20 protein-coding genes, 1 tRNA gene and 1 pseudogene are annotated in these 25,251 nt (G+C 64.4%); 3 read left to right on the top strand and 19 right to left on the bottom strand.

Annotated elements, in window-relative coordinates; all coding sequences use genetic code 11:
- Positions 1–88 precede the first annotated feature (88 nt).
- The 5 genes from MUN81_RS21435 to MUN81_RS21415 all read right to left on the bottom strand — a co-directional run bounded on the left by MUN81_RS21435 (position 89) and on the right by MUN81_RS21415 (position 6,384).
- Complete coding sequence (locus MUN81_RS21435; RefSeq protein ID WP_245114139.1) at positions 89–2,185, bottom strand: M13 family metallopeptidase; 2,097 nt, start codon at positions 2,183–2,185, stop codon at positions 89–91.
- A gap of 153 nt (positions 2,186–2,338) precedes the next feature.
- Positions 2,339–4,102, bottom strand: a complete 1,764-nt coding sequence (locus tag MUN81_RS21430) for a M56 family metallopeptidase (RefSeq protein ID WP_245114138.1) — start codon at positions 4,100–4,102, stop codon at positions 2,339–2,341.
- Between the two features lie 2 nt (positions 4,103–4,104).
- Complete coding sequence (locus tag MUN81_RS21425; protein ID WP_196287000.1) at positions 4,105–4,473, bottom strand: BlaI/MecI/CopY family transcriptional regulator; 369 nt, start codon at positions 4,471–4,473, stop codon at positions 4,105–4,107.
- A 164-nt stretch (positions 4,474–4,637) separates the two neighbouring features.
- Positions 4,638–5,066: a hypothetical protein gene (locus MUN81_RS21420; RefSeq protein WP_245114137.1), complete on the bottom strand. Its 429-nt coding sequence runs from the start codon at positions 5,064–5,066 to the stop codon at positions 4,638–4,640.
- 61 nt (positions 5,067–5,127) lie between these two features.
- Entirely contained in the window at positions 5,128–6,384 is a 1,257-nt protein-coding gene (locus tag MUN81_RS21415; RefSeq protein ID WP_245114136.1) for a TCR/Tet family MFS transporter, read from the bottom strand.
- 182 nt (positions 6,385–6,566) lie between these two features.
- Here MUN81_RS21415 and MUN81_RS21410 point away from each other — a divergent pair, with 182 nt between their 5' ends.
- Complete coding sequence (locus MUN81_RS21410) at positions 6,567–6,761, top strand: hypothetical protein (protein ID WP_245114134.1); 195 nt, start codon at positions 6,567–6,569, stop codon at positions 6,759–6,761.
- Positions 6,762–6,881: 120 nt separating this feature from the next.
- Positions 6,882–6,954, top strand: a tRNA-Met gene (locus tag MUN81_RS21405).
- 70 nt (positions 6,955–7,024) lie between these two features.
- Here the strand turns inward: MUN81_RS21405 and MUN81_RS21400 are convergent.
- The 14 genes and pseudogenes from MUN81_RS21400 to pxpB form a co-directional block, all read right to left on the bottom strand.
- Positions 7,025–7,375: a hypothetical protein gene (locus MUN81_RS21400; RefSeq protein ID WP_245114133.1), complete on the bottom strand. Its 351-nt coding sequence runs from the start codon at positions 7,373–7,375 to the stop codon at positions 7,025–7,027.
- Between the two features lie 29 nt (positions 7,376–7,404).
- A pseudogene (locus tag MUN81_RS21395) lies at positions 7,405–8,858 on the bottom strand (NAD(P)/FAD-dependent oxidoreductase).
- 103 nt (positions 8,859–8,961) lie between these two features.
- Complete coding sequence (locus tag MUN81_RS21390) at positions 8,962–10,548, bottom strand: DUF6770 family protein (protein WP_245114132.1); 1,587 nt, start codon at positions 10,546–10,548, stop codon at positions 8,962–8,964.
- Between the two features lie 35 nt (positions 10,549–10,583).
- Positions 10,584–12,059: a M48 family metallopeptidase gene (locus MUN81_RS21385; RefSeq protein ID WP_245114131.1), complete on the bottom strand. Its 1,476-nt coding sequence runs from the start codon at positions 12,057–12,059 to the stop codon at positions 10,584–10,586.
- Positions 12,060–12,213: 154 nt separating this feature from the next.
- Positions 12,214–12,852, bottom strand: coding sequence for a methyltransferase domain-containing protein (locus tag MUN81_RS21380; protein WP_245114130.1), 639 nt, complete (start codon positions 12,850–12,852; stop codon positions 12,214–12,216).
- A gap of 166 nt (positions 12,853–13,018) precedes the next feature.
- Complete coding sequence (gene uvrA / locus MUN81_RS21375) at positions 13,019–15,562, bottom strand: excinuclease ABC subunit UvrA (RefSeq protein ID WP_245114128.1); 2,544 nt, start codon at positions 15,560–15,562, stop codon at positions 13,019–13,021.
- A 53-nt stretch (positions 15,563–15,615) separates the two neighbouring features.
- Positions 15,616–16,101 (bottom strand): peptide-methionine (R)-S-oxide reductase MsrB, encoded by a 486-nt coding sequence (msrB, locus tag MUN81_RS21370; RefSeq protein WP_245114127.1) that lies wholly within the window; start codon positions 16,099–16,101, stop codon positions 15,616–15,618.
- A 21-nt stretch (positions 16,102–16,122) separates the two neighbouring features.
- Positions 16,123–16,482 (bottom strand): hypothetical protein, encoded by a 360-nt coding sequence (locus MUN81_RS21365; protein ID WP_245114125.1) that lies wholly within the window; start codon positions 16,480–16,482, stop codon positions 16,123–16,125.
- A gap of 8 nt (positions 16,483–16,490) precedes the next feature.
- Positions 16,491–18,014, bottom strand: coding sequence for an NCS1 family nucleobase:cation symporter-1 (locus MUN81_RS21360; protein ID WP_245114124.1), 1,524 nt, complete (start codon positions 18,012–18,014; stop codon positions 16,491–16,493).
- Positions 18,015–18,056: 42 nt separating this feature from the next.
- Complete coding sequence (locus MUN81_RS21355; RefSeq protein ID WP_245114123.1) at positions 18,057–18,524, bottom strand: hypothetical protein; 468 nt, start codon at positions 18,522–18,524, stop codon at positions 18,057–18,059.
- A 78-nt stretch (positions 18,525–18,602) separates the two neighbouring features.
- Complete coding sequence (locus MUN81_RS21350) at positions 18,603–19,805, bottom strand: NRAMP family divalent metal transporter (protein WP_245114122.1); 1,203 nt, start codon at positions 19,803–19,805, stop codon at positions 18,603–18,605.
- Positions 19,802–20,584: a 5-oxoprolinase subunit PxpA gene (locus MUN81_RS21345; protein ID WP_245114121.1), complete on the bottom strand. Its 783-nt coding sequence runs from the start codon at positions 20,582–20,584 to the stop codon at positions 19,802–19,804. The genes MUN81_RS21350 and MUN81_RS21345 overlap by 4 nt, the downstream gene beginning before the upstream one ends.
- Before the next feature lie 108 nt (positions 20,585–20,692).
- Positions 20,693–21,697, bottom strand: a complete 1,005-nt coding sequence (locus MUN81_RS21340) for a biotin-dependent carboxyltransferase family protein (protein WP_245114120.1) — start codon at positions 21,695–21,697, stop codon at positions 20,693–20,695.
- Positions 21,687–22,430: a 5-oxoprolinase subunit PxpB gene (pxpB, locus tag MUN81_RS21335; RefSeq protein ID WP_245114119.1), complete on the bottom strand. Its 744-nt coding sequence runs from the start codon at positions 22,428–22,430 to the stop codon at positions 21,687–21,689. Before pxpB ends, MUN81_RS21340 begins: the two co-directional genes overlap by 11 nt.
- A 112-nt stretch (positions 22,431–22,542) precedes the next feature.
- Here pxpB and MUN81_RS21330 point away from each other — a divergent pair, with 112 nt between their 5' ends.
- The gene (locus MUN81_RS21330; protein WP_245114114.1) at positions 22,543–25,176 is read left to right on the top strand and encodes a M1 family aminopeptidase; all 2,634 of its coding nucleotides are present in this window, start codon (positions 22,543–22,545) and stop codon (positions 25,174–25,176) included.
- Positions 25,177–25,251 lie beyond the last annotated feature (75 nt).

Genomic DNA, 25,251 nt, shown 5'->3' with positions numbered 1-25,251 from the left:
AAGAAGCCCCGATGTGCGGGCACCGGGGCTTCTTTGAGGATTGAAAGTGACGCGGGGACGCGGACTGCAAAGTCCGCGCTACTGGCTATTACCAAATCACGGCGCGCTGGGCGGCCGGGCGTATCATCTTATCACCCTCCTTGCACCCGAAGGCGGCCTGGAACTGCGGCATGTTCATCAGCGGGCCGATGGTGCGGTATTGGCCGGGCGAGTGCGGGTCGGTGGCAATTTGCTGGCGCAGGGCTTCGGGGCGAATGTTGGTGCGGCGCAGTTGGGCCCAGCTCAGGAAGTAGCGCTGCTCGGGCGTGAAGCCATCGTACTTCGGGCGTGGGCCGTTGCCGTAGCGCTGCTGCAATTGCTTCTGCAGGGCGCCATACACCACCGTGAGGCCGGCGAAATCGGCCAGGTTTTCGCCCATGGTCAGCTGGCCGTTCACGTGCACCGAATCGAGCGGCGAGAAGGCGTCGTATTGGCGGCCAACCACGGCGGCGCGCTTCGTGAACTCGGCCGCGTCGGCCGGCGTCCACCAGTCGCGCAGGTTGCCTTCGGAGTCGTACTGGCGGCCCTGGTCGTCGAAGCCGTGGGTCATTTCGTGGCCCATCACCCCGCCAATGGCGCCGTAGTTGATGGCGTCGTCGGCCTTGGGGTCGAAGAAGGGCGGCTGCAGGTAGCCCGCCGGAAACACGATTTCGTTCATCGGCGGGTTGTAGTAGGCGTTGATGGTGGGCGGCGTCATGCCCCACTCGTTGCGGTCGATGGGCTGGCCCAGGTGGGCGGCCTCGCGGCGGCGCTCCCACTGGCGGGCGGCCAGCACGTTTTTGAGGTAGCTCTCGCGGCTGATTTGCAGCGTCGAATAGTCCTTCCACACGTCGGGGTAGCCGATTTTCACGCGCAGGGCGTTCAGCTTTTTCAAGGCTTCGGCCTTGGTGGGCGCGCTCATCCAGGTGTTGGTCTGGATGTGCTCAGCCATGCTGGCCTTGATGTTGTTCACCATTTCCAGGGCCTTGGCCTTGGCTTCGGGGCTGAAGGCCTGGTCGACGTAGAGCTGCCCGAAGGCCTCGCCCAGGGTCTGGTCGGTCACGGCCTGCATGCGCTTCCAGCGCGAAGCCTGCTGCTTGGCGCCGGTCAGGGCTTGGTTGTAGCGGAAAGAAGCATCGGCAAACGGCGCGGGCAGGGCCGCGGCCGCGCTGCGCAGCAGGTGCCAGCGCAGGTAGGTTTTGAGGTCGGGCACGCTCTCAGTTTTCAGCACGGCGTTTACCTCGTCAAAAAACGCCGGCTGCCCAACGATGATTTCCTGCGCCTTGCCCAGCTGCAGGCCCGCCAGCAGGCTCTTGGGGTCGAGCGCCGGGTAGCGCTTCTGGGCGGCGGCCACGGTCATCTTGTTGTAGTTGGCCTGCGGGTCGCGCAGCTCCACGGGCGTGCGCGAGGCCTTGGCCAGGCGCGTTTCGATGCGCTCCACCACGGCCGCGTCGAGCTGGGCCACTGCAGGCGCCGCGCCCTGCAGGCGAAACAGCTCCTGCATGTAGGTGCGGTAAGCCGTTTTCACCTTCTCGGTGCGGGCGTCGGTTTTGAAGTAAAACTCCCGGTTGGGCAGCGTGAGGCCGCCCTGGTTCATCTGCACGGCGTATTGCGAGGTGTTTTTCTCGTCCACGTCCACCCCGATGCGGAACAGCACGCCAAGGCCCAGGTCCTGCAAATGGATGAGTTCGGCGCGCAGCGCGGCGGCGTCGCGCACGGCGGCCACGCGGTCCAGCTCCGGCTTCAGCGGCGCGAGGCCGGCCCGGTCGATGGCGGCCGTGTCCATGGCGGCGGCGTAGAAGTCCCCCACCTTTTGCAGGTTCGAGCCGGGCGGGGCGCTGCGGTTGGCCGCCGCGTCTTCCAGAATCTTGCGCAGCAAGTCCTGCGTGCGGTTGCCGAGCAGGTTGCGCGGCCCCCAGCTGCTGGCGTAGCTCGGCACGGGGTTGTTGCGCAGCCAGTTGCCGCCCGAAAACTGAAAGAAGTCGTCGCAGGGGTTCACCGAGCGGTCGAGGTCGGCCATGTCGAGGCCCACGCCTTTGGGATAGGTTTCGGTGGTAGGGGCAGGTGCGGGCGGCGTGGCGGTGGCCACGGTAGCAGGCTTGGTGCCGGCGCAGCTGGCCAGGGCCAGCAGGGCGGCTGTGCTGGCCACAACGTATCGATTGTTCATAGACGCAAAAAGGAGTGTTACACTGATGCAAAAAGCTCCTAAAGAAAGCAAATTGCGGCCGGGGCTGCATCTCGGCAAACACTAAAAAGCCGCTTCCGGTAAAGGAAGCGGCTTTCGCAAAGAACAAATAATGCCCGTCGTCTGGTGGGGCTGTTATTTCAGGTAGCTGGTGTATGACTCCGAGATGAACTGGCCCTGCGCGTCGAAGAGCAGGTAGGCCGGCCGGCGACCCATCACAATATTGGCCTGGTAGTGCAAGGGGGTGGCGTCGGCTGCCTTCACTTCGCTCACGCCCAGCAGGCGGGCGGCCGGGTAGTGCTGCGTGATGTAGGCCAGCGCTGGCGCAGCCAGGTAGGGCACACTGGCGGCCGGAGCCGGCGGTGAGGCCGCAATGCCCAGCTTCTCGTTGAATGCGCGCACTTCGGGCGCGTCTTGGCGCTGCTTGGTGGTGATGACCACGACGCCTGCCGCGCCCGCGTTACCCGCCAGCTCCCGCGTTTTTTCGCCCTTGAACACGTTGACGGAGGCAATGGCGTCGGGGGCGACGTTCGCCAAGCCGTCGCGGGTGACCTTGCCGTCTACGTAATACACCGGCGGCGGTCCGCTGGGCTGCGAAGCCGCCGGCGCGGCGCTCGACGCGGGCGCCGACGCGAGGCGAACCCCTTGCACAGTCCGAACCGACGAGGGTTGCCCGGCCGGACGGCGGCGTGCGGCGGGCGCGGGCGCGGGCGCCGGGCGTGTAGAGGCGGCCCGGGCTTCGGCCGCGGCCACTTTTTGGTTGAAGGCAAGCACATCGGGGCGGTTCTGGTTCTGCTTCGAGGTCATCACCATCACGTATTCGTCCTGCGGGTTGCCGGAGATTTTGCGGGCGTCTTCGCCTTTTAATGCCACCATAGATGCCACATTTTCAGCACCAAGTTTACGTTCATCCTCTATGGAGCTCACCTTGCCGTCGAGGTAGTGGGTGATGTGGTAGTCGGTGGCGTGCTCCCGGTCTGGTTGAGCCGATGCTTCGTGGGCCGCCACTGGCACCACCGGCCCGGCGCCCTGCGCCCGCGCGCCCGAAAAGCCCAGGGCAGCAGCCAGCACCAGCGGCCCGGCCACAAAATAGCGGGCCAGCTGCCCGGTCGAAGAAAGCGGTGTGTTCATCATGGCAACACGGTTTTTGAGGGTTGGAAATGTGAAATGCGAAACGAGGGCCGGGCCCGGCTGTGCCTGGCTCAGGCGCAGCAGGCTGTATTGGTAGGCGCGCCGGTCGAGGCCCGACTGCAGGGCGGCGTGGTCGGCCAGGAATTCGAGGTTATCGAGCAGGGCGCGGCGCAGCAGCCACGCCGCCGGGTTGCACCAGGCCCCGGCCTGGGCCAGGTGAGCCAGCAGCACGTCCAGCGTGTGCCAGTGGCGCACGTGCACCTGCTCGTGGCGCAGCACGGCCGCCAGCTCGGGTGCCGGGTGTTGCGCCGGGTTCAGGTAAATGGTTGGCCCAAAGGAGAAGGGGCTGACCTCGCCCGGCAGCACCCGCACCGCCACGCCGCTCACCAGCGCCGGCCGCGAAAGGCGCCGCAGCCGCGCCAGCGACAGCAACTGCACCAGCAACCGCAGCAGCCCCAGGGCCACGCCGGCGCCATATACGGCCAGCGCCACGGCGTTCCAGTCGGTGGGGGCGGGCGTTGTCAGGCCCCCGGTGGGCCCGGCGGCTGTCTCCACCAGCACCACGGCCACGGGGGCGGCCGCCACCGGGGGCAGCAGCGCCGGCACCGGCAGGGCCGGGTACACCGCCGAAAACAGCAGCGCAAACAGCAGGTAATACCGGTTCAGCGTGAAGAAGGTGAGCCGGCGCAGCAACCCGAAATAGGCCAGCGCGAAAAGCAGCAGCGCGCCGTTGGCCTTCAGCAGATATAGCAAGGTGGGCGAGAGCATGGCTAGTCCTCCTTCTTGCTTTCGATGAGCTTGATAATCTCCTGCAGTTCTGCGGCGCTGATTTTGTTGTCCTGCGCGAAAAACGACACCAGCTCCTTGTAGGAGTTCTGGAAGTGCTGCTTCACCAGCGTGCCCAGGGAGCGGCGCTGGTAGTCGTCGGCCGTCACCACGGGCACGAAGCGGTAGGAATTGCCCAGCTTTTCGGCGCGCACGTAGCCTTTGCGCTCCAGGTTGCGCAGGGTGCTGGCCAGCGTGGTGTAGGGCGGGCGTGGCTCGGGCAGCTGGTCGAGCACGTCTTTCACAAATCCGCCAGCGGGCAGCGGCCACAGCACGCGCAGGGCGTCTTCTTCGGGTTGGGTGAGGCGTTCCATTCGAGGAGTTGGAGTAGTATTACGATTGTGTCGTAAATCTACGAAAATTTCGTAATAGTGAAACGTCTGCTGCTGAAAAATGTTGTGGTGCAAATGAAAAAGCCCTTCCAGGCGCTGGAAAGGCTTTTTCATTAGAAAATGAATTCCGGACAACCGACTGATGGCTAGTGCACCTTGTCGGTTTGCTGAATCTGGAGCCAACGAATGGCCGCGCCCTCATCGCCGAAAAAGGAGGTGGCAAAGGGCTTGTCGTCGTACGCTTCGGCCGGCACGTAGCCGGGCTGTTTCACAATGGACTCGTGCAGCGCTGGCCCCACCAGGTAGGCAATGTAGAGCCGGCCACCCAGCCGGCGCGCCATGTCGGGGAAGAAGATGTTGAGCAGCCACAGGGTGGTTTCCGGGTCGTTGAGGGTGCGGCGGCGAATGTCCTGGAGCCAGAAGCGGGCGTTGCGGCGCAACGCCTCGTCGGTCATTTGCTGGTACACGGCCGGCAGCTCGCGCGGGTGCGGCTGGTAGCCCCAGCGCCCCACCAAGATGTCGAGGTCGTCGCGGTACAGAAATTCGATGAGCGGAGTGGGCGTGTCTGTTGTCATAGGCGGAAAGGGCGGCGGGAAGCAAAGTACGCGGGCGGCGGCCTTGCGGCCTACATACTCGCTAATGCGCCGCCAGGGTTTCCGGTGCCGGAGTCCCCGCTTCCACGGGCGGGTGCCGCCGAAACGAGCGCAGCGCCAGCGCCGCGCTGCCCAGGGCCAGCACCGCGCCCAGCACAAACGGCGCCCCCGGAAAATGCACCGGGGCATCTTCGCGGGTGAAGTAGTGGAACAAGCCCGTCATCAGCAGCGGGCCCACCACGCCGGTCACGCTCATCAGGCTGGTGAGGGCGCCCTGCAGCTCGCCCTGCTCGTTGGCCGGCACCTGGCCCGAAATGGTGCTTTGCAGCGCTGGGCCCGCAATGCCGCCCAGGCAATAGGGCGCCAGAAACGCCAGCATCAGCCAGCCGCGCCAGGCAAAGGCAAACAGCACAAAGCCCACCGTGTAGCACAGCAGCCCCACCACAATGGCCCGCGCCGCGCCCAGCTTCGGAATGGCCACGCGCACCAGTCCGCCCTGCACCAGGGCCGAAAACAGGCCGATGACGCCCAGCGAAATCCCCACCATGCCCTCGCCCCAGCCAAACTTGAGCTCGGTGTAAAACGTCCACACCGACTGCACCGACGAACCGGCCAGGTAAATCAGCACCAGCGAGGCCACCAGGGCCAATACTGCCGGGTAGCGCTTCAGCCGCAGCAGCGAGGCCACGGGGTTGGCCCGGGCCCACTCAAACGCGCGGCGCTTGGCCGGCGCCAGCGACTCGGGCAACACCAGCAGCCCGTACAGGAAGTTGCACAAGCTCAGCGCCGCCGCCACCATAAACGGCGTGCGGGCGCCAAAGCCCGCCAGCAGCCCGCCCACCGTGGGCCCGATGATGAAGCCCAGCCCAAACGCCACGCCCACCATGCCAAAGTTCTGGGCCCGGTTTTCGGGCGTGCTGATGTCGGCAATGTAGGCCGTGGCCGTGGTGAAGCTGGCCCCCGTGATGCCCGCCACCACCCGGCCCACAAACAGCCAGCCCAGGGTGGGAGCGAAGCTCAGAAAAATGTAGTCGAGCCCCAGGCCCAGTAGCGCGGCCAGCAGCACCGGCCGCCGCCCCAGCTTGTCGCTGAGCCCACCCATCACCGGCGCAAAGCAGAACTGCGCCCCGGCGTAGGCAAACGTGAGCCAGCCCGAGTACACCGCCGCCTGGCTCAGCCCCTCGCCCGTAAGCTGCCGAATAAGCGTAGGCACCACCGGAATGATGATGCCGAGCCCGCTGACGTCAATCAGCAGCGTGATAAAAATGAACCCAAGGGCAGGCGAGCGCTGAGACGACATAATACCAATGCTAAATACGCTAGCAAAGATGGGGGATTATGCTGGCATCTGGCAGCCCGGCCGGCGCACCGCCGAGGCTATTCGGCACGGGCCGTTATCCATTTGCGTGCGGTTGGCGTATGAGGCGCAAGTCCCGGCTGGGCTGGGTTCTCCTTCGCCTCTTCAGTATAATACCTTTAGCCATGAATCAGAAACGCACTTTTGGCAGCATTCTCACCGTGTTGGGCATCATCGGCATCATCATTGGCGCCCTCGCTTTTCTGGGCGTAGGCGGCATTGGCCTGAGCAAGATGAACTCCATCGTCCCGTTTGTGGTGGGCCTCATCTTCTTTTTTGCCGGCATCAACCTGGTGAAGGCCACCGGCGACCGCGCCTAACCCGACTAGCCGTCGAAAAATTATTTCCTGTCCGCTAAGCGGTTACCGGCACAGGCCAGGAAATATCAGGCAAATAATTGCCGTCCCGGAAAATCCCCGTACTTTTGCAGAACCAAACAGTGCGGGGTGGAGCAGTTGGTAGCTCGTTGGGCTCATAACCCAAAGGTCACTGGTTCGAGTCCAGTCCCCGCTACCTAAGAAGAGGCCGTTTTCCTAGTGAAAACGGCCTCTTTTCTTTTCCGGGTTACGCGTAGGGAGCATCTTTATTTTTTCGGTAGCGGGCACACCCAACGGGTCACATTGTTGCCGCGGCGCACGGTGAGGGTAGTTGAATGGGCTTCCTTGTGGATGTAGTCGCCGTGTTTCAGGTATTCGCCCAGGTCGGGCTGGTCTTCGCTGTCAGTTCCGGGCCCGGCGTTGGCGGGTGTGGCTGCTACGAAGTCACTTACGTCGTACTGGTTGTCGGTCTGGTTGTTAAAGAAAAAGCTGTGGAAGCGGCGGCTTTGCATGTGCCCGGTCACGCGTGCATCTACTGCGGTATCATACCCGATGACGACGCGGGGAAAAAATAACCGTGACCCGTAGGGAATTGCCAGATAGAGTAGCAGGGCCATGGCCCCAAGAGCGAAGATGTAAGAAGGTCTCATGCCACCAAGTTACTGGCCAGGCGGATGTTAAAAACGTCGGCCAGGGCCCGGCGGGCGGCGTGGTAGCCGCACATGCCGTGCACACCGCCGCCGGGGGAGTCGAAGAGGAGCAGAGATACAGGCCTTTGGCCGAGGTCTGGTAGGGTGAGAAGCGGAGCACGGGGCGCGTAAACAACTGCCCAATGTCGAGCACACCGCCGTTGATGTCGCCGCCCACGTAGTTGGGGTTGTGAGCTTCCATCTGGGCGGGGCTCATGGTGTGGCGGGCCAGGATGCGTTCCCGAAAGCCCGGCGCAAACCGCTCCACCTGCTGCTCGATGGCCTGGGTCATGTCGCGCGTGGAGCCGTGGGGCACGTGGCAATAGGCCCAGGCCGTATGTTGGCCCGCCGGCGCCCGCGTAGCATCAAACAGGCTTTGCTGGGCCAGCAGCACGAAAGGTTTTTCCGGGTGGTGCCCGTCCCAGGTAAGCTGCTCGGCGTGGGTGATTTCTTCCAGCGTGTTGCCGAGGTGCACCGTGCCCGCCTGGCGGCACTCGGAGGCGGTGAAAGGAATAGGCTCGGCCAGGGCCCAGTCAATTTTAAAGACGCCCATGCCATAGCGGTAGCGGGCCAATTGCCACTTGTAGAGCGACGACAGCTGCTGCCCCGCAATGGCCAGCAGCTGCCGGGGCGTCACGTCGAGCAGTACCGCGTGCGCCGCCGGCAGCTGGCGCAGCGACTTCACATAAAATCCCGTTTCCACTTGGCCGCCCAGCGAGGTGAAGTAGGAGGTGAGGGCCGCTGCAATCTGCTGCGAGCCACCTTTGGGCACAGGCCAGCCGCCCACGTGCCCCAGCGCCAGCAGCACCAGTCCAATGGCCGAGGTGGTCACGCTGCCCAGCGGCAGCTGCGCGTGGGCCGCCATGCCCGCCCACAGGCCGCGCGCCTCGGGCGTATTGAAGTAGCGGTTGGCCAACAGCTGTGCCGGCAGCAGGCCTTTCAAGCCAAAGCGGGCCATGGCGAGCGGGTGCGCTGGCAACCGCAAAGGGCCCAGGATGGCCGGTGCCAGTTCCCGCCAGTCCTGCACCACGGGCGCAATCAACTGGTTATAGGCCTCGGCATCGGCACCGAATTGTGCCGCCGTTTCGGCCAATGACGAGTGCAGCGCGGCCGCCGTGCCGTTGGCAAACGGGTGGGCCGCGGCCACCGGTGGGTAAATAAATTCCAGGCCGTGAGCGGCCAGCGGCAGGGTGCGAAAAAACGGCGACTCGGCCGCCAGCGGGTGCACCGCCGAACAGATGTCGTGCCGGAAGCCGGGCAGCGTGAGCTCGGCGGTGCGCAGGCCGCCGCCCACCGTGTCCTTGCCCTCCAGCAGCAGCACCGACAGGCCCTGCTGCTGCAGCGTGATGGCGGCGGCCAGTCCGTTGGGGCCCGAGCCGACCACGACGGCGTCGAAATCGCGTTTGGTCAAGGAGACGAGAGGTTAAAAACTAGTGAAACCGAGCGTAGGGCAGTTAAACGAAAAAGGCCCGGCGGATGCCGGGCCTTTTCACACAAACAGAAAACGTAGCGGGTTAAATGTTGATTTTCACCAGCTTCATGCCCATCTTCTTTTCCTTTTTCAGGTAATCCACCAGCATCACGTAGCCGGGCTTGGCCGGGTACAGGTAAGAGGCGGTGGCGTTGCTGGTGCCGTCAATCTTGTCGACTTTGAACTGGCCGTTGTCGCCGAAGGCCACGTTGCCGATGACCTTCTTGGTGGCCTCGCCCTTCTCCTTGTCGTAGTTGATGTACACCACGTTGAACTGCGAGTTGGCGTCGTTTTTCTGGGTGAACTGGTAGTCGAACTGGCCCGACTGGCGGAAGTACATGCCCAGGAAACCCGTGCCCATGAGGCCGGCTCCCGGCGGCACATAGGCCACGGAGGGGTCTTTGGGGAAGAATTTCACTTGCGCCAGCTTGTACTCGGGGTCGAGGGCAAACACCAGCATGTTGGCGATTTTGCCCTTCGACACCGAAGAGTTGCCGCCCAGCATGGTCATGGCAATGCCGAGGCCGTCGCCCACTACTTTGTACTGCTCGGCCACGATGTAGGTCATGCCGTTGGAGCCGCGCACGATGGAGTGCGTGTAGTTCACAAAGCCGTCTTCGAGGCTCTGGCGGGCTTCGGCGGGCATGGCGGCGGCCACCTGGTTGTGCCAGCCGTAGTTGGTCACGGCCACCTGCTTGCCGGCTTCACTAAAGCGCTTGATGAAAAAGCCCTGGCTTTTGTTCACAAACGGTTTGTCGTTCAGCTTGTAAAACTCGCCTACGGCGATGAACTCGCGCTTCACCGGGTCGAAGGTGAAGGAGCTGAGCGACAGTTGCTCGGTGGTGCTGGTTTCGACCGGCATCTCGAACACTTTCTTGCCCGTGGCCGCCTCAATGGCCACCATGTAGGGGTTAATTTTCTTCGACATCATGCCGTCGCGCCGCAGCGCCGTGCCCAGAATGTACTTGTCCACGGCCTGGGTCAGGCTGATGGTTTCGTAGAACTTGGCCTTGGGGTCGGCGGCAATGCGCCAGCGCGGCGTCAGCTTGTCGTCGTACATCTGCAGGTTGTAGCCCTTCATCGTGCCCTCGTAGCTGTTGCGCACGAAACCGTAGTTGGGCACCGGAAACAGGCCCATCGAGCCAAACATGCCCCCGCCGCCGCTGTCGCCGTCGTTGCCCTGCGCGCCAAACGACTGCATGGTGGCAGCCATATCGGCCCGGTTCAACTCGCCAATAGCCTTGAATCCCAGCTTCTTAAGGCTGGTGTCGTAGGTTTCCAGCTCCAGGGTTTTGTCCTTGGCGTTGTAGTAGTACATGGCGAAGGCCGAGCCGTTGAAGGCGTTGCGCAGCAGGAAGTACTTGCCGGCGGGCTTCTGCAGGGTGATGTTGGTCACCTTGTTGAGGTCCTGGTCGTAGAAATCGAGCAGGAAGTTGTCGTTTTTCTTGTCGGCCTTGTCGCCCTTGGTGTAGGTCACGTAGCCTTTCACCTCGTTGCCGGCATACACCGGCTCAATGGCCGTGCGCGACACGCGCGAGATGCCGTCGAGGGTTTGGGTTTGGGCGTGCAGAGCCGCCGGAGCTGCCAGCGCAGCCATCGAGGCCGCCAGCAGCGTGCGTTTAACAAACATGGAAATGGGGGTAAGGGTGGTGAATAGCGGAAGAATTAACGAATGGACTTTTTAGAGGTAACCGGCTTTGGGAACAGCAGCTTCGAGAATTTGCCGTCCTGGTAATGCGCCAGGTATTGCTGCTTGAGAGTGGCCGCCGTGGGCTCACCGCTCAGCGCGGCGGCGGCGTAGCTGGCGGCTAGGGCGTATTCGTTGGCCGGCGCGGCCGGGGCGGTGCCGTTTTGGGCAAAGCAAGCCAGCAGGCCTTTGTAGTCGTCGGCCTTCCAGGCGTAAAGCGTGGTCAGCAGCTGGTTGAAGTTCTCATGGTGGTGCTTCGACACGTTGCCCACCACCTCGTAGAAGTCGTGCTTCAGCAGGTGCTCGCGCAGCTCGTACAGGCTCAGCGTCACCACCGAGCGCAGGTAGGCGTTTTGCGGGTCCTGGCGCAGCAGCTGCAGCGCCTCGAACAGGGCGTGGTCGTAGCAGTCGTAGTCGAACCAGCTTTGCACGGCCTCCAGGCGGCTCTGGGCCACCACGCGGGCAAACTCCGGTGCCACGGCCGAGGGCCCGTCGGTGATTTGCCCTTGGGCCAGCTCGCTGAGGTAGCGCATGCGCTTGGCGCAGTCGGGGTGGGTTTTCAGGGTGTCGGAGGTTTCCATCACCGTTTTCACCGGCGCGGCCACCGTGAAAATGGACTTGGGCTTGGCCGGCGCTTCGGCCAGCGGGTAGGGGAAATTGGCGCAGCCAAAAAACTGTCCCAGCGCCAGCGGCTCCGGCGTCAGGGGCTGGTCAATCTGGTCGAGCAGCTGCAGCACGCGGTAGGCCTGCTTGGTATCGAAGCTGGTGCGCTTGAGCAGGGTGTAGCCCAGCGAGTCGGCCTGCTTTTCGTATTTGCGGTGGTGGAAAGTACTGTTCAGGGTCAGGCCCAGGGCTAGCGCCTTCAGCTTCGAGCTGATGTTGTACTCGTCGGCCACGATGCGCTTCACCTCTTTGCGCACCTGCTTGCTGTGGATTTTGGTGAGCTGCTCGCGCAGGCCGGTGGCCATGTGCTGCTCCTGGATGTGCGCCAGCTCGTGGCACAGCACGTAGGCCAGCTGGCTTTCGTTTTCGAGGCGGCCGAGCAGGCCCACGTTCAGCATCACGGTGCTGTTGCCCACGGCGTGGGCGTTGGGCTCGGGGTTGCGGCTGAGCACCAGCTGCACGGGCGGCAGCTGCGGGTTGGCCTTCTGAATCTGGGAAAAAACGCGCTGCACGTAAGGGTTCAGCACGGGGTCGAGCAGGGCCGAGTAGCGCACCGTGTTGTACACATCGGTGCAGGCCTCCTGCGCAATTTTCTTGTAATGGTCCTTGTACTCGCCGCTCACCGACTTGGGCGTGACGAGGTACTTCTGCACGGCCGTGCGGTGCGTGACGGCCAGCTGGTGCACCTGCAAGGTGTCGGGGGAGTAGAAGGGGAGATAAGGCGCCTGTTGCGCCAACGCCGGGGTAGCCAGCATGCTGCCCACTGCGGCCAGCAAAAACATGAGACGCATAAAGCCGTCGGAGGAATAAGATTTGGGAAAGGCAGACAATCCGTCGAACCAAAGGTAGAGCGACGAATTGCTATAATCCTAGCTGAAAATCCTGACCGACAGCAATTTTTTGTTTCTGGCTGCTAGGAGCTTACCCGACGCTGCCAAAGCATACTCAGGCTACCTTTTTTCGGGCCACTACGGCAAACAACGGGTCGGAGCGGCCGGGCGGCAAGGGGCTGCGGTCGAGCAGCTCGATGGCGTGCCAGCCGTCGGCGGCGATTAAATATTGCTGCACTAGCGCCAGGTGCCCATGGTCGTCAAGCGAGTGCCAGGCGGCAATGGCCTTGCTGGGAAAGCAGCGGTTGGAAAAGGTGATGACCAGCGGGGCTTCGGGCCGCAGCACGCGGCTTAATTCGCGCAATACTTCCACGGGCTGCGTCAGGTAGTCGATGGAAACGCAGATGGCGGCACCATCAAATTCCTCATCGGCGAAAGGCAGGCTAGGCTGCTGATTGAGGTCCTGCACCACGTAGGATTCGAGGCGCGGGTTGGCTTTGAGCTCGGCCGCATTCATGCCCAGGCCCACCACGCGGCGGTAGGGCACCTCGGCCGGCAGGTGGCTCACCCAGCTGCTCATCAGGTCGAGTAGGTCCGCATTGGGCGGGAAGTACTCGCGGTACAGCTGCGTAACGGCCGCAATGGCGCGGTCATCGATGTGCGTCACGAAGCGCGGGTGATGGTAGAACTCCGCGTCGGGCGTTTCGTCCTGGCGGCGGAAGAGGTTGGCGGGCAGAGCGTCGTTGGGGTTCATAGAGAAGTGTTTGAACGTCATGCAGAGCGCAGCGAAGCATCTCGCGTGGGGAAGAAATCAATTGATTAGTGGTGGCACGCAAGATGCTTCGCTGCGCTCTGCATGACGTTTTTATGTCAGCCGAATCCGAGTATGTCGGCCGAATCCGAGACGCGAATACGTGCCCCTACCCCGCCAGAAACGCTTTTAAATACGGCGCCGTGCGGCTTCCCGGCACCTTCGCCACCTCGCGCGGCGGGCCGGCGGCCACCACGCGGCCGCCCTCTTCCCCGGCGCCGGGGCCGATGTCAATAACCCAATCGGAGCCGGCCACCACGCGCATGTCGTGCTCCACCACGATGACTGTGTTGCCGGCTTCCACCAGGCCTTCGAGCTGCAGCATCAGTTTCTCGATGTCGGATGGGTGGAGGCCGGTGGTGGGTTCGTCGAGCACGTAGAGTGTGTTGCCGCGCCCGATGCGCTGCAGTTCGGTGGCCAGCTTGATGCGCTGGGCCTCGCCGCCCGAAAGCTCAGTGGCGGGCTGGCCGAGGCGCAGGTAGCCCAGGCCCACTTCGCGCAGCACCGTGAGGGCGCGGTGGATGGCGGGCTCGTCGGCGAAGAATTCCCAGGCGTCGTCCACGGTCAGGCCCAGCACTTCGGCGATGTTGCGGCCGCGGTACTGTACTTCCAGGGTTTTGGCGTTGTAGCGCGCACCGTGGCACACGGGGCAAGGGGCGTACACGCTGGGCAGGAAGAGCAGCTCCACCATCACAAAGCCCTCGCCCGAGCAGTTTTCGCAGCGCCCTTTAGCCACGTTGAAGCTGAAGCGGCCGGCATCGTAGCGGCGCTTGCGGGCCTCGGGCGTGGCCGCGAACAGCTTGCGGACGTGGTCGAACAAGCCGGTGTACGTGGCCATGTTGGAGCGCGGCGTGCGCCCGATGGGCTTCTGGTCGACGCGCACCAGGCGTTTGATGGTTTCCAACCCGGCGGCGATGTGGCCGCCCAGCGTGGCCGGCGCGGGGGCAGCCAGTGGGTCGGTTTCTGCTTCCTCGGCCTCAATGGCCTGGCCCAGGCTTTCGGCCACCAGCTCCACCAGCACCTGGCTCACGAGGCTGGACTTGCCCGAGCCCGACACGCCCGTAACCGCGGTGAACACGCCCAGCGGAAACTCCACGCTCAGATTCTCGAGGTTGTTGCGCGTCACGCCGGCCAGCTTCAGCCAGCCGTTGGGCCGGCGCGGCGACTGTTCGGGCAGGGCCGCAATGTCGAACAGAAACTGGCGCGTTTGCGAAGCTTCAATGCTTTTCAACCCTTCGGGCGGGCCGCTGTAGAGAATTTCGCCGCCCTTTTCGCCGGCGGCCGGGCCCACGTCCACCAGCCAGTCGGCTTGGCGGATGACGTCCAAATCATGTTCCACCACGAACAGCGAGTTGCCCGCGCTTTTCAGGCCCGCAAGGGCTTTCAGCAGCGCTTCGGTATCGGCCGGGTGCAGGCCGGCTGACGGTTCATCGAGCACGTATACTACCCCAAACAGGTTGGAATAGAGTTGCGTGGCCAGCCGCAGCCGCTGCAACTCGCCGGGCGAAAGCGTGGGCGTGCCGCGTTCCAGCGACAAATACCCTAGGCCCAAATCGAGTAGCACGGCCAAGCGCGCCGCCAAATCTTCGGCAATGCGCCGGGACACGATGGCCTGCTCCGGGTGCTCCTTGTCGTGCTTCTGCTTGCCAGCTTTGCCCTCGGCGAAGGGCTGCAGTAGCGCCGCCAGCCGCTTCAGGGGCAAGCGTGACATTTCGGCGATGTCCAGCCCGGCGAATTTCACCGACAGCGACTCCACGCGCAGGCGCTTGCCGTGGCAGGTGGGGCAGTCGGAGCCCAGCATGTATTGCGCCACGCGCTTCTTCATGAGCGCGCTTTGGGTGGTGGCGAAGGTGTGCAACACGTACTTCTTCACGCCCATGAACGTGCCCATGTAGTTCGGCGGCTCGCGGCGCTTGATGGCACGCTGCGTCTGCTCGGGCGAGTAGCCGGGGTACACGGGCAGCACGGGCTGCTCCTCGGTGAAGAGTATCCAGTCCCGTTCCTTCCGTGGCAAGTCTTTCCACGGGGTGTCCACGTCGTAGCCCATGCTCACCAGAATGTCGCGCTGGTTCTGGCCGCCCCAGGCCTGGGGCCAAGCCGCAATGGCCCGCTCGCGGATGGTGAGCGTGGGGTCGGGCACCATGCTCTGCTCGGTCACTTCGTACACGCGGCCCAGGCCGTGGCAGGTAGGACAGGCGCCCTCAGCCGTATTGGGCGAAAAGGCCTCGGCGTAGATGATGCCCTGCCCGGCCGGGTAGTCGCCGGCCCGCGAGTACAGCATCCGCAGCAGGTTGGAAAGCGTCGTGACCGAGCCCACCGATGAGCGGGTGCTGGGCGCGCCGCGCTGCTGCTGCAGGGCCACGGCCGGCGGCAGCCCCTCAATGGCCGTCACCTCGGGCACCGCCATCTGATGAAACAGCCGCCGCGCGTAGGGCGACACCGACTCCAGGTAGCGGCGCTGGGCCTCGGCGTAGAGCGTGCCAAACGCCAGGCTCGATTTGCCGGAGCCCGACACGCCGGTGAACACCACCAGCGCATCGCGCGGAATGTCGACGTCGACGTTTTTAAGGTTGTGCTCGCGGGCCCCGCGCACGCGCACGAAGCCGGTGAAATCAGGAGCGGCGGCAGAAGCCGGAGTGGCTGGTTTGGCCATGAAAAAGAGGAAGCGTAAGGCAAAAGCCGGCCGCCAATAGCCGGCCGCGCATCTTAGCCAGACGAGCCCGCCGGTTCATTCGTTGTCTCGGTGGCAACATCCAGCTTCACCAAGCTGGCTGAATTCATGCAGTAGCGTAGCCCGCTTGGCTCGGGCCCATCGGCGAAAACGTGGCCTAAGTGACCTTCGCACACGTTGCAGCGCGCCTCAATGCGCTGCATGCTGAAGCTCTCATCGAAGAAATACGCAATGGCGCTGCGGGCCGCAGGCTGCCGGAAGCTGGGCCAGCCCGAAATGGCGTGGTACTTCTCCTCTGCCTCGAAAAGGAGGCTGCCGCAGCCGGCGCAGGCGTAGCGACCGGGCGCGTAGCTGCGGCAGTAGACGTTGCGGTAGGGCGGCTCGGTGGCGTGCTGGCGCAGCACCTGATACTGCAGGGGCGTGAGCAAGCGGGTCCATTCGGTTTCCGGATGCCGGACGCGGCGGGGCGGTTCGGGGTTGCCGTATTTGGCGTAGGTGAGGACGTCTTTCCAGCGCAGCATGCTACGATTGGCCGGGCGCGGCTAGGCGCTGGTGGTTAGCAGGGCCACCACGGCTGCGGGGTCGTCGACTTCAATGATGAGCTGCTGGTATTCTTCGTCTTGCAGGTCGATGACCACCACGTTTTCGGGATGTACCACGTCGACAAACGCAGGTTTGAGACCTGGCACGCCGTGCAGGTAAAAGGTGCCGGCTTTGATGACCCACGGCATGTAAGTGCCTAGCGCCCGGAAGCCGCTAAGGTTTTTGCCTGCTTCCGCATCGGCCCGGACGCCCGAAATGTGGCTGCGCGGAATGGTGAGCGAGCTTTTGAAAGCCCAGATTTTGTGCAGACCCTGCACGGTGAACACGACGGTGTCGTGCTGAATGGTGACATCAACCATGAACCAGGTTATTGAGCAAGCGAAGGTGAGGAATTGGGAATGGCGGCTTCCGGGCCGTGCGGCGCGGGTTGGCCGGCGGTTTGGGCCCGCATCAGCAGCAAATAAACGCCGCCCGACACCAGGAAACCCACAAACCACGCGTAGTTGTACACCGCCACCAGCCCCGGCCACACCGCGCCCTTCTCCAGCACGCCAATGGCGGTGAGGAAACCCGGCACGTTGGGCAGAATGCCGATGATGAGCGCCAGCATGGCCGCGCGGTTCACGCCGTTGCGGTAGCCGTAGCGGCCGTGGTACCGGTACAGGTCGGGCACGTCGAGCTGCTGGCGGCGGATGAGGTAGTAGTCGGCTATCATGATGCCGCCGATGGGCCCGAGCAGCCCCGAGTAGCCCACCAGCCAGGTGAAAATATAGCCCGACGGGTCGGCAATCAGCTTCCAGGGGAAGATTAGCAGGCCGATAACGCCGGTGATGTAGCCGCCGGTTTTGAAGCTGATGCGCTCGGGCGAGAAGTTGGCGAAGTCGTTGGCCGGGCTCACGATGTTGGCCGCAATGTTGGTGGCCAGCGTGCTCAGGGCCACGGCCAGCATGGCGAAGCTCACCAGCAGCTTGCTGTCGAACTTGCCGGCCAGCACCACCGGGTCCCAGATGGTTTTGCCGTAGATGACGAACGTGGCCGAGGTCACGACCACGCCCACGAACGAAAACATGGTCATGGATGCGGGCAGGCCAATGGCCTGGCCCATCTGCTGGGCGCGCTGGCTGGTGGCGTAGCGCGTGAAGTCCGGAATGTTGAGCGAGAGCGTGGCCCAGAAGCCCACCATGCCCGTGAGCGAGGGAAAGAAAAACGCCCAGAACTGTGCGCTGGACGTGAACTTGCTCGGCTGCGCCAGAATGGGCCCCAGCCCGTGCCCGGCCGAGATGGCCCACCACAGCAGCGCCAGCGCCGCCACCGGCAAGAAAAATGCCTTGAAAACAAGCAGCTTCCGGATGCTGTCGACGCCCAGGTACACCACGTACATGTTCAGCACCCAAAACAGCAGAAACACGATGGCCGGCCCCGTGGCCAGCCCCCAACTGGCCGGAAAAACGGCCGGCAGCGTGGCCAGCCCCGGCACCCACAGCACCGCCATCTGATACAGCGCGTAGCCGCCTATCCACGTCTGAATGCCGAACCAGCCGCAGGCAATGATGGCCCGCAGCAGCGCCGGCACGTTGGCCCCGCGCACCCCGAAGCTGGCCCGCGCAAACACCGGAAACGGAATGCCGTACTGCGCGCCGGCCCGACCATTCAAGAGCATGGGCACCAGCACAATGGTGTTGCCCAGGAAAATGGTGAGCAGGGCCTGCCACCAGTTCATGCCGCCCTCGATGAGCGAGCTGGCCAGCATGTAAGTGGGGATGCACAGGCTCATGCTGACCCAGAGGGCGGCGTAGTTGCCGGTGCCCCAAGTGCGCTCGGCGGGCGCCACGGGCGCCAGGTCGGGGCTGGTAAGGCCGGGGGCGGGAGCAGATTCAGTAGCGGTGTTCATGGCGGTTGAGAGCAAAGAATTTACCGGAGAATGGCGGGCGGGCTAGTGCTTGCCGGCCGCCGCGCGGCGCTGCCGTCGGATGGTTTCGGCCTGGTAGAAAGACGCCTCATCGGCGTAGGCATCGACGTTCCAGGAAGGGCGGTCGCGGACGATGAGGCCGCGCGAGCTTTCGAGCATGGCCCAGGTCTCGGCGGTGCCAAGGGCGCTGGTAGAATCGGCCAGCAGCGCCGCCTGGCACTGTTGCAGCGTCGATTCCTGGTAGGCAATCTGGGGGCCGCCGGGGCCTTTGAGCTTGCTGGCGGGCGTGCGCTTCTGGTAATAGGAATCGCCGCGGTAGGTGGCCGTCGTCACGTAGCGGTCGGAAGTGGCGTCGCGGTGCTTGCGGCCGCCCGCCACCGCGGCATCCACGCCCAGCCGGGTGCCCAGCGAAATGGCGTGGATGAGATTGGCCTGCGCGGAAGCGGAGCCGGCCAGGCCCAGAAAGGCCGATAGCAGTAGAAGACGTTTCATATGAGGGAGTTGGGAAAGCAGAATTGGCCAGGCAAGGGGCCGCCAAGATACACGGGTTGCCGGAAAAGCGGTGCGGCCTCAGCGCAGCAGCCCCGTCACCTGCTCTACCAGCACGGGCACGCTCAGGCCGCCCATTATCAGCACCACCACCCAGCCGGCGGCCAGCATCCAGCGCGGGTGCCGGTAGGTGCCCATCAGCCGGCGGCTGGTGGCGGCCACCAGCACAATGGCCAGCGCAATGGGCAGGATGAGCCCGTTCACGGCCCCGGCCAGCACCAGCAGCTGGGCGGGCTTGCCCACCAGCACAAACACCGCCGTGGAAAGCAGAATAAACACCGAAATGCACACCCGCTCATACCGCTCGAAAACGGGGTGAAAGGTCTTGAAAAACGACACCGACGTGTAGCCCGCGCCCACCACCGAGGATATGGCCGCGCTCCACAAAATGACCCCAAACACCCGGAAGCCTACCTCGCCCGCCGCCGAGCGGAACACGCCCGCGGCGGGGTTGTCCTTGTCGAGCACCGCGCCGTGGCTGAGCACGCCCACAATGGCCAGAAACAGCACAAACCGCATGATGGTGGAAATAACAATGCCGCTGAGGGCGCTGCGCGTCACTTGCGGTTGGCTTTCGCGACCCTTAATGCCTGCGTCGAGCAGCCGGTGCGCGCCCGAAAACGTGATGTAGCCGCCTACCGTGCCGCCCACAATGGTGACAATGGCCGCCGCGCTAATCTTGACCGGCAACACCGTGTGGTGCAGCGCCTGCAGCACGGGCGGATGCGCGCTGATGGCAATGCCCAGCGTGAGCAGAATCTTGACGGTGCCGAGGATTTTGGTAAAGCCGTCGAGCATCTTCCCCACTTCCTGCACCCAGAACAGCAGCAGCGCCACCCCGCAGCTTATCATGGCGCCCTGCTCGAAACTGAGGCCGGTGAGCACGTTCAGGCCCAGGCCGCAGCCGGCAATGTTGCCGATGTTGAAAGCAAAGCCGCCCAGTATCACCATGGCGGCCAGGAAGTAGCCCAGCCCCGGCAGCAGCTTGTTTGACAAATCCTGGGCCCGCAGCTCGCTCACCGTGAGAATGCGCCAGGTATTGAGCTGCGCCCCAATGTCCAGCAGCACCGACAGCAAAATGACAAACCCGAAGCTGGTGAGCAGTTGCTGGGTAAACACCGTGGTCTGGGTCAGGAACCCCGGCCCGATGGACGAGTTGGCCATCAAAAACGCGGCGCCGAGCGTGGCCCCGCCCCACCAGCGGGCTTTGGGCTGCGGCTTCATTGGGCGGCGGACCCGCCGGCCGCTTGCAGCGTCACGCCGGCCTGGCGCAGCTCCTGATTGAGGCGCTGGGCAAACTCCAGGGCGTGGGCGCCGTCGCCGTGCAGGCACACGGTATCGGCCCGAATGGCTACGTCCTGGCCTTGCTGGGCGCGTACTCGGCCCTCTTGCACCATGCGCAGCACCTGGGCCAGGGATTCTTCGGCACTGGTAATTAAGGCATCGGGCTGGCGGCGCGGGGTCAGGGTGCCGTTGGCCTGGTAGGTGCGGTCGGCAAATACTTCGTGGGCGGTGCGCAGGCCCAGCTTTTCGCCGGCCCGGGTCAGCTCCGAGCCGGCCAGGCCGTAGAGCACCAGCTCAGGTTGCACTTGGTACGCGGCTTCGGCAATGGCTTCGGCCAGGGCGGCGTTGGTGGCGGCCATGTTGTAGAGGGCACCGTGGGGCTTGAGGTGGTGCAGCTGGCCGCCCTCGGCCCGGGCCACGGCCGCTAGGGCGCCAAGCTGGTACACCGTCATGTCAAAAGCCTCTTCGGCCGAAATATCCAGGTTGCGCCGCCCAAAACCCACTAAATCCGGCAGGCCGGGGTGGGCGCCGAGGGCCACGTTGTGCCTGAGCGCAGCGCGCACGGTTTGCTTCATCATGGCCGGGTCGCCGGCGTGAAAACCACAGGCAATGTTGGCCGAGGTGATGAAAGGCATCAGGGCCGCGTCGTGGCCCAGGGTCCAGGCACCGAAGCTTTCGCCCATGTCGCAGTTGAGGTCAACGGTAAGGGTTGGGGGCATAGAAGGCGGGTTGTAGAGACGCAATATGTTGCGTCTCGTCGTTGAACGATTGGCTCCGTGCCGCGCTGACGATGACCGTTCAACGACGAGGCGCAAAATATTGCGTCTCTACCTTGTTCTAGTCTCCACCGCTTGGCGCAAGGCCCGCAGGCGCCGCTCCTGCGCAAGGTACAGCGCCTGCGCTTCGGCCAACGCAACCTCGGCAAACCGCACGGTCTGCCCCGGTCGCAGCTGCGCCAGCACCGAAAAATCGGCCGTTATCACCTGGGCCAGGCGCGGGTAGCCTCCTGTGGTCTGGTGGTCGGCCATGAGCAGGATGGGCTGCCCGCCGGCTGGTACTTGCACGGTGCCAAACGTGACGGCGCTGGAAAGCAGCTCGGCAGCGGTGTGTCGCGTCAGTGTCGGGCCTTGCAGCCGGTAGCCCATGCGGTCGGCTTCAGGCGTGACCGTGAATGGCTGCTGCCAGAAAGCCTGCTGGCTTTCCACCGAAAACTGCCCATACTCCGGCCCAACCACGGCCCGAACAACGGGGCTGGCGCGGGGCACGGGGCAAAGTGCCGGGCCGGGCGCCCAGCGGGCCTGCGCCCACGTGGCCGAAGCGGCTGCCGCAGCCAGCGCAGCCATCAGCTGGCGGCCGGTGGCGCTGGGGGCGGCGCAGGGCAGGTGGTCGCCCGCTCGCAAAGCCCGGCCTTCGAGCCCGCCAAAGCCCGCCCGCAGGTAGGTAGAGCGGCTGCCCAGCACCGGCGCCACCGCCAGGCCGCCCGCCACGGCCAGGTAGCTCCGGCTGCCCGCCACCGCCGTCCCAAAAGCCAGTTCGGTGCCGGCGGCTACCCACACGGGGCGGTTCAACCCCACGGGTTGGCCGTCGAGGGTAGGCGAAAGGTGCGCGCCGGTGAGGGCAATGAGGTGGTCGGCATCGAAGCGGAGGCGAGGGCCGAGCAGGGTGATTTCGAGCCCGGCCGCATCTTCGGTGTTGCCCACCAGCAGGTTGGCCACGCGCAGGGACACGGCGTCCGTGGCGCCGCTCACAAGGATGCCGTCTTTCTGGTAGCCGTGCCGGCCGAGGTCCTGCACGGTGGTGAGCAGGCCGGGGCGCAAGATGCTAATGCTCATGCTGCTGAAGGCGGTAAAACCCGGCTTCGTCAATCGGCACGAAGCGCAGTCGCTGGCCGGCCTGCAGCAAGCTGGGCTGTGCCCATTCGGGGTTGAACAACCGCCGCGGCGTGCGCCCGATGAGCTGCCAGCCGCCCGGCGTGGGCAGGGAATAGATGCCGGTTTGGGCCCCGGCGATGCCCACGGAGCCGGCCGGCACCAGCGCCCGCGGCTGGGCCCGGCGCGGGGTAGCCAGTCGCTCATTAAGCCCGCCCAGGTAGGGGAAGCCGGGCGCAAAGCCTATCATGTGCACCAAGTAGTCTGGGGCCGAATGGCGGGCAATGACCTCCGCTGGGGTGAGGCGGACGTGGGCGGCCACCGCGTCTAAATCAGGCCCGAAGGCGCCGCCGTAGCACACGGGTATTTCCACGACGGCGGCCACTGCTGCTACTTCGGTAGCAAGCGCCGCGGGGAGCAGTTCCTGCAGAATCTTTTCGGCTGTTTCGTAAGGTGGCTGGCCGTTTTTGCTCAGCAGCCACAGGTCGTAGTACACCGTGAGGGTGGTGAAAGCCGGCACACACTCGCGCAGCCCGGCAAACGGGTGCTGAGCCAGATACGCGCCCACCGCTTGAATGGCGCGGTGCGTGGCCGGGCTGATGACCGTGCCGAATTCCAGCACCACGGCCGCGTCGCCCAGCGGAAACAGCCGCACGTCGGCGGGCGGGGGCAGGGGAGGCGGGGAGAGGCTGGTCACGGGTCGGCGGTTGGGGGTAGAGACGCATATTTGCGTCTCTGCGGGCGCGTCGTTTGCGTAGCGGTTTCAACGACGAGACGCAAATATGCGTCTCTACCCCCGGCTAGTTTCTATGAAATTTCTTTCCCACGCTGCCCCGACTGTTGCGCTGGCTAGCCTCCTGCTCGGAACTGCGGCCTGCCAGCGCCAGCCTATCCCCCAAACCGCTGCGCCAGTGGCTACCCCGGTGTCGTCGGTGGCGGCGCGTCCCCTGCCACCGGTTGAGAAAGGCGTTTCCGAAGCTCTGGCCACGGCGCGCATACAGAACATCAGCCGCGTAGGCTACGACCTTAGCCTGAACATTCCGGCCTCGAGAGCTGCGCCCATCGAAGCCGTTGAGTCTGTGTCGTTCACGCTGCGCGAGGCGCTCGACCCGGTGCAGCTCGACTTCAAAGCGCCTACGGCCAACTTGCACAGCCTCCGGGTAAACGGGCAGACCGTTGAAATTGACCACCGCAACGAGCACCTCGTGCTGCCAGCCGCCGCACTGAAAGTGGGCCGCAACGTGGCCGAAATCAACTTTACGGCCGGCGAGCAGTCGCTCAACCGCAACGCCGACTACCTCTACACGCTGCTGGTGCCCGACCGCGCCCGCACCGTGTTTCCGGTGTTCGACCAGCCCGATTTGAAGGCCACGTTTACGCTGGCCCTCACGGTGCCCGCCGGTTGGAAAGCCGTGGGCAATGCGCCGGTGCGCGACTCGGTGCTCAACGTTGGTCCTAGTCCGTCCAAAGGCTACACCTTCGCCCCCTCCGACAGCATCAGCACCTACCTGTTTTCCTTCGCGGCGGGCAAGTTCACGCGGGTAAACCGCACGCTCAACGGCCGCTCCATGACGCTGCTGCACCGCGAAACCGACCCCACCAAGCTGCGCCCCAGCCTCGGCCCCATTTTCCAGCTGCACGCCGATGCGCTGCAGTTCATGGAGCAGTACACGGGCATCAAGTACCCGTTTCAGAAGTTTGATTTTGTGGCCATTCCGGATTTTCAGTACGGCGGCATGGAGCACGTCGGGGCCATTGATTACAAGGCCTCGACCATGTTTTTGGACGAGGGCGCCACGCAGGACCAGGTGCTGGCCCGCTCCAACGTCGTTTCGCACGAAACGGCCCACATGTGGTTCGGCGACCTCGTGACCATGCAGTGGTTCAACGACGTGTGGATGAAGGAGGTGTTTGCCAATTTCATGGCCGATAAAATCACCCAAGTGGCCGTCAAAAACTCGAACTACGACCTCAAGTTCGTCATCGACCACTACCCGGCCGCCTACGGCATCGACCGCACGGCCGGCGCCAACCCCATCCGGCAGCCGCTGGCCAACCTGCAGGACGCGGGCTCGCTCTATGGCAACATCATTTACCACAAAGCGCCCATTATGATGCGGCAGCTGGAGCGGCTGATGGGCCCCGAGGCCTTCCAGGCCGGCCTGCAGGAGTACCTGCGCAAGTACGCCCACGGCAACGCCACCTGGCCCGACCTCATCGGCATCCTCGACGCCCGCACGCCCGCCGACCTGCAGGCCTGGAACCAGGTGTGGGTGAACCAGCCCGGCCGGCCGGTATTCAGCTACCGCATCAGCGGCGGCCACGACCAGCGCTACGGCCTGTACGTGACGCAAGCGGCCGAAGACGGCTCCGACCGCCTGTGGCCGCAGGAGTTTGAGGTGCTGGTTGAATCGGCCAGCGGCGAGCAGCAGCAGGTGACGGTGAAGATGGACGGAGCCGAGAAGGGCACCCGCATTCCGTTTTTGCCGAAGCGCATCGTGTTCAATTCCACGGGCGTGGGCTACGGCGTGTTTCCGGTGGCGCCAGCGCTGCTGCCGGACCTCACCGAAATAAAAAGCCCCGTGGCCCGCGCCGCGGCCTACGTCAACCTCTACGAAAACATGCTCAACGGGCAAGCCATCAAGCCGCTGGAGCTGCTCACGATGTATCGCCAGGCCCTCACCCGCGAACCCGAAGAGCTGAACCTGAAGCTGCTCACGGGCCAGGCCAGCGCCATTTTCTGGCAGTTTCTCAGCCCGGCTCGGCGGGCGGCCGTGGGGCCCGGGCTGGAGCAGGACCTGTGGGCCGCCATGCTGAAAAACCCGGCGGCGAATTCCAAAAAACTGCTGTTTAAGACGTACCAATCCGTGGCCCTCACCAAGGCCGCGCAGGCCCGCCTCTACGACATCTGGCAAGCCGAGAAAGCGCCCGCCGGCGTGAAGCTGACCGAGGACGACTACACCGCCCTGGCCCTGGCGCTGGCCGTGCGCGACTACCCGGCCGCGCAGCCCATCCTGCCCCAGCAGCTCACCCGCATCAAAAACGCCGACCGCAAGCAGCGGCTGGAGTTTCTCATGCCCGCCCTCTCGCCCGACGCGGCCACGCGCGACACCTTTTTTGCCAGTTTGAAAGACGAAAAAGGCCGCGACAAGGAAGCCTGGGTGACTTCGGCCCTGGGCTACCTGCACCACCCGTTGCGGCAGGCCACCTCAGAAAAATACCTGCCCGCCAGCCTCGACCTGCTGGAAGAAATTCAGCTTACCGGCGACATTTTCTTCCCCTATTCCTGGCTGCAGGCCACGCTGGGCAGCTACCAGACGCCCACGGCCGCCGCTACCGTGCGAAGCTTCCTGACCGCGCACCCCGACTACAACCCCAAGCTGCGCGCCAAGCTTCTGCAGGCCGCCGACGACCTGTTTCGAGCTGAGAAGTTGGTGCGCTAAAACGGGAATACCTTGCGGTGCCTTTTTCCTGCTGCACTTGAAAAATTATCATCGTGGCGTTCGGCAGCGGCCGAA

Origin of the sequence: Hymenobacter sp. 5317J-9 (assembly GCF_022921075.1) — a bacterium.
GTDB lineage: Bacteria > Bacteroidota > Bacteroidia > Cytophagales > Hymenobacteraceae > Hymenobacter.
Note: the sequence above shows the minus strand (reverse complement) of the source record. Positions and strands in the feature narration are given on the sequence as shown.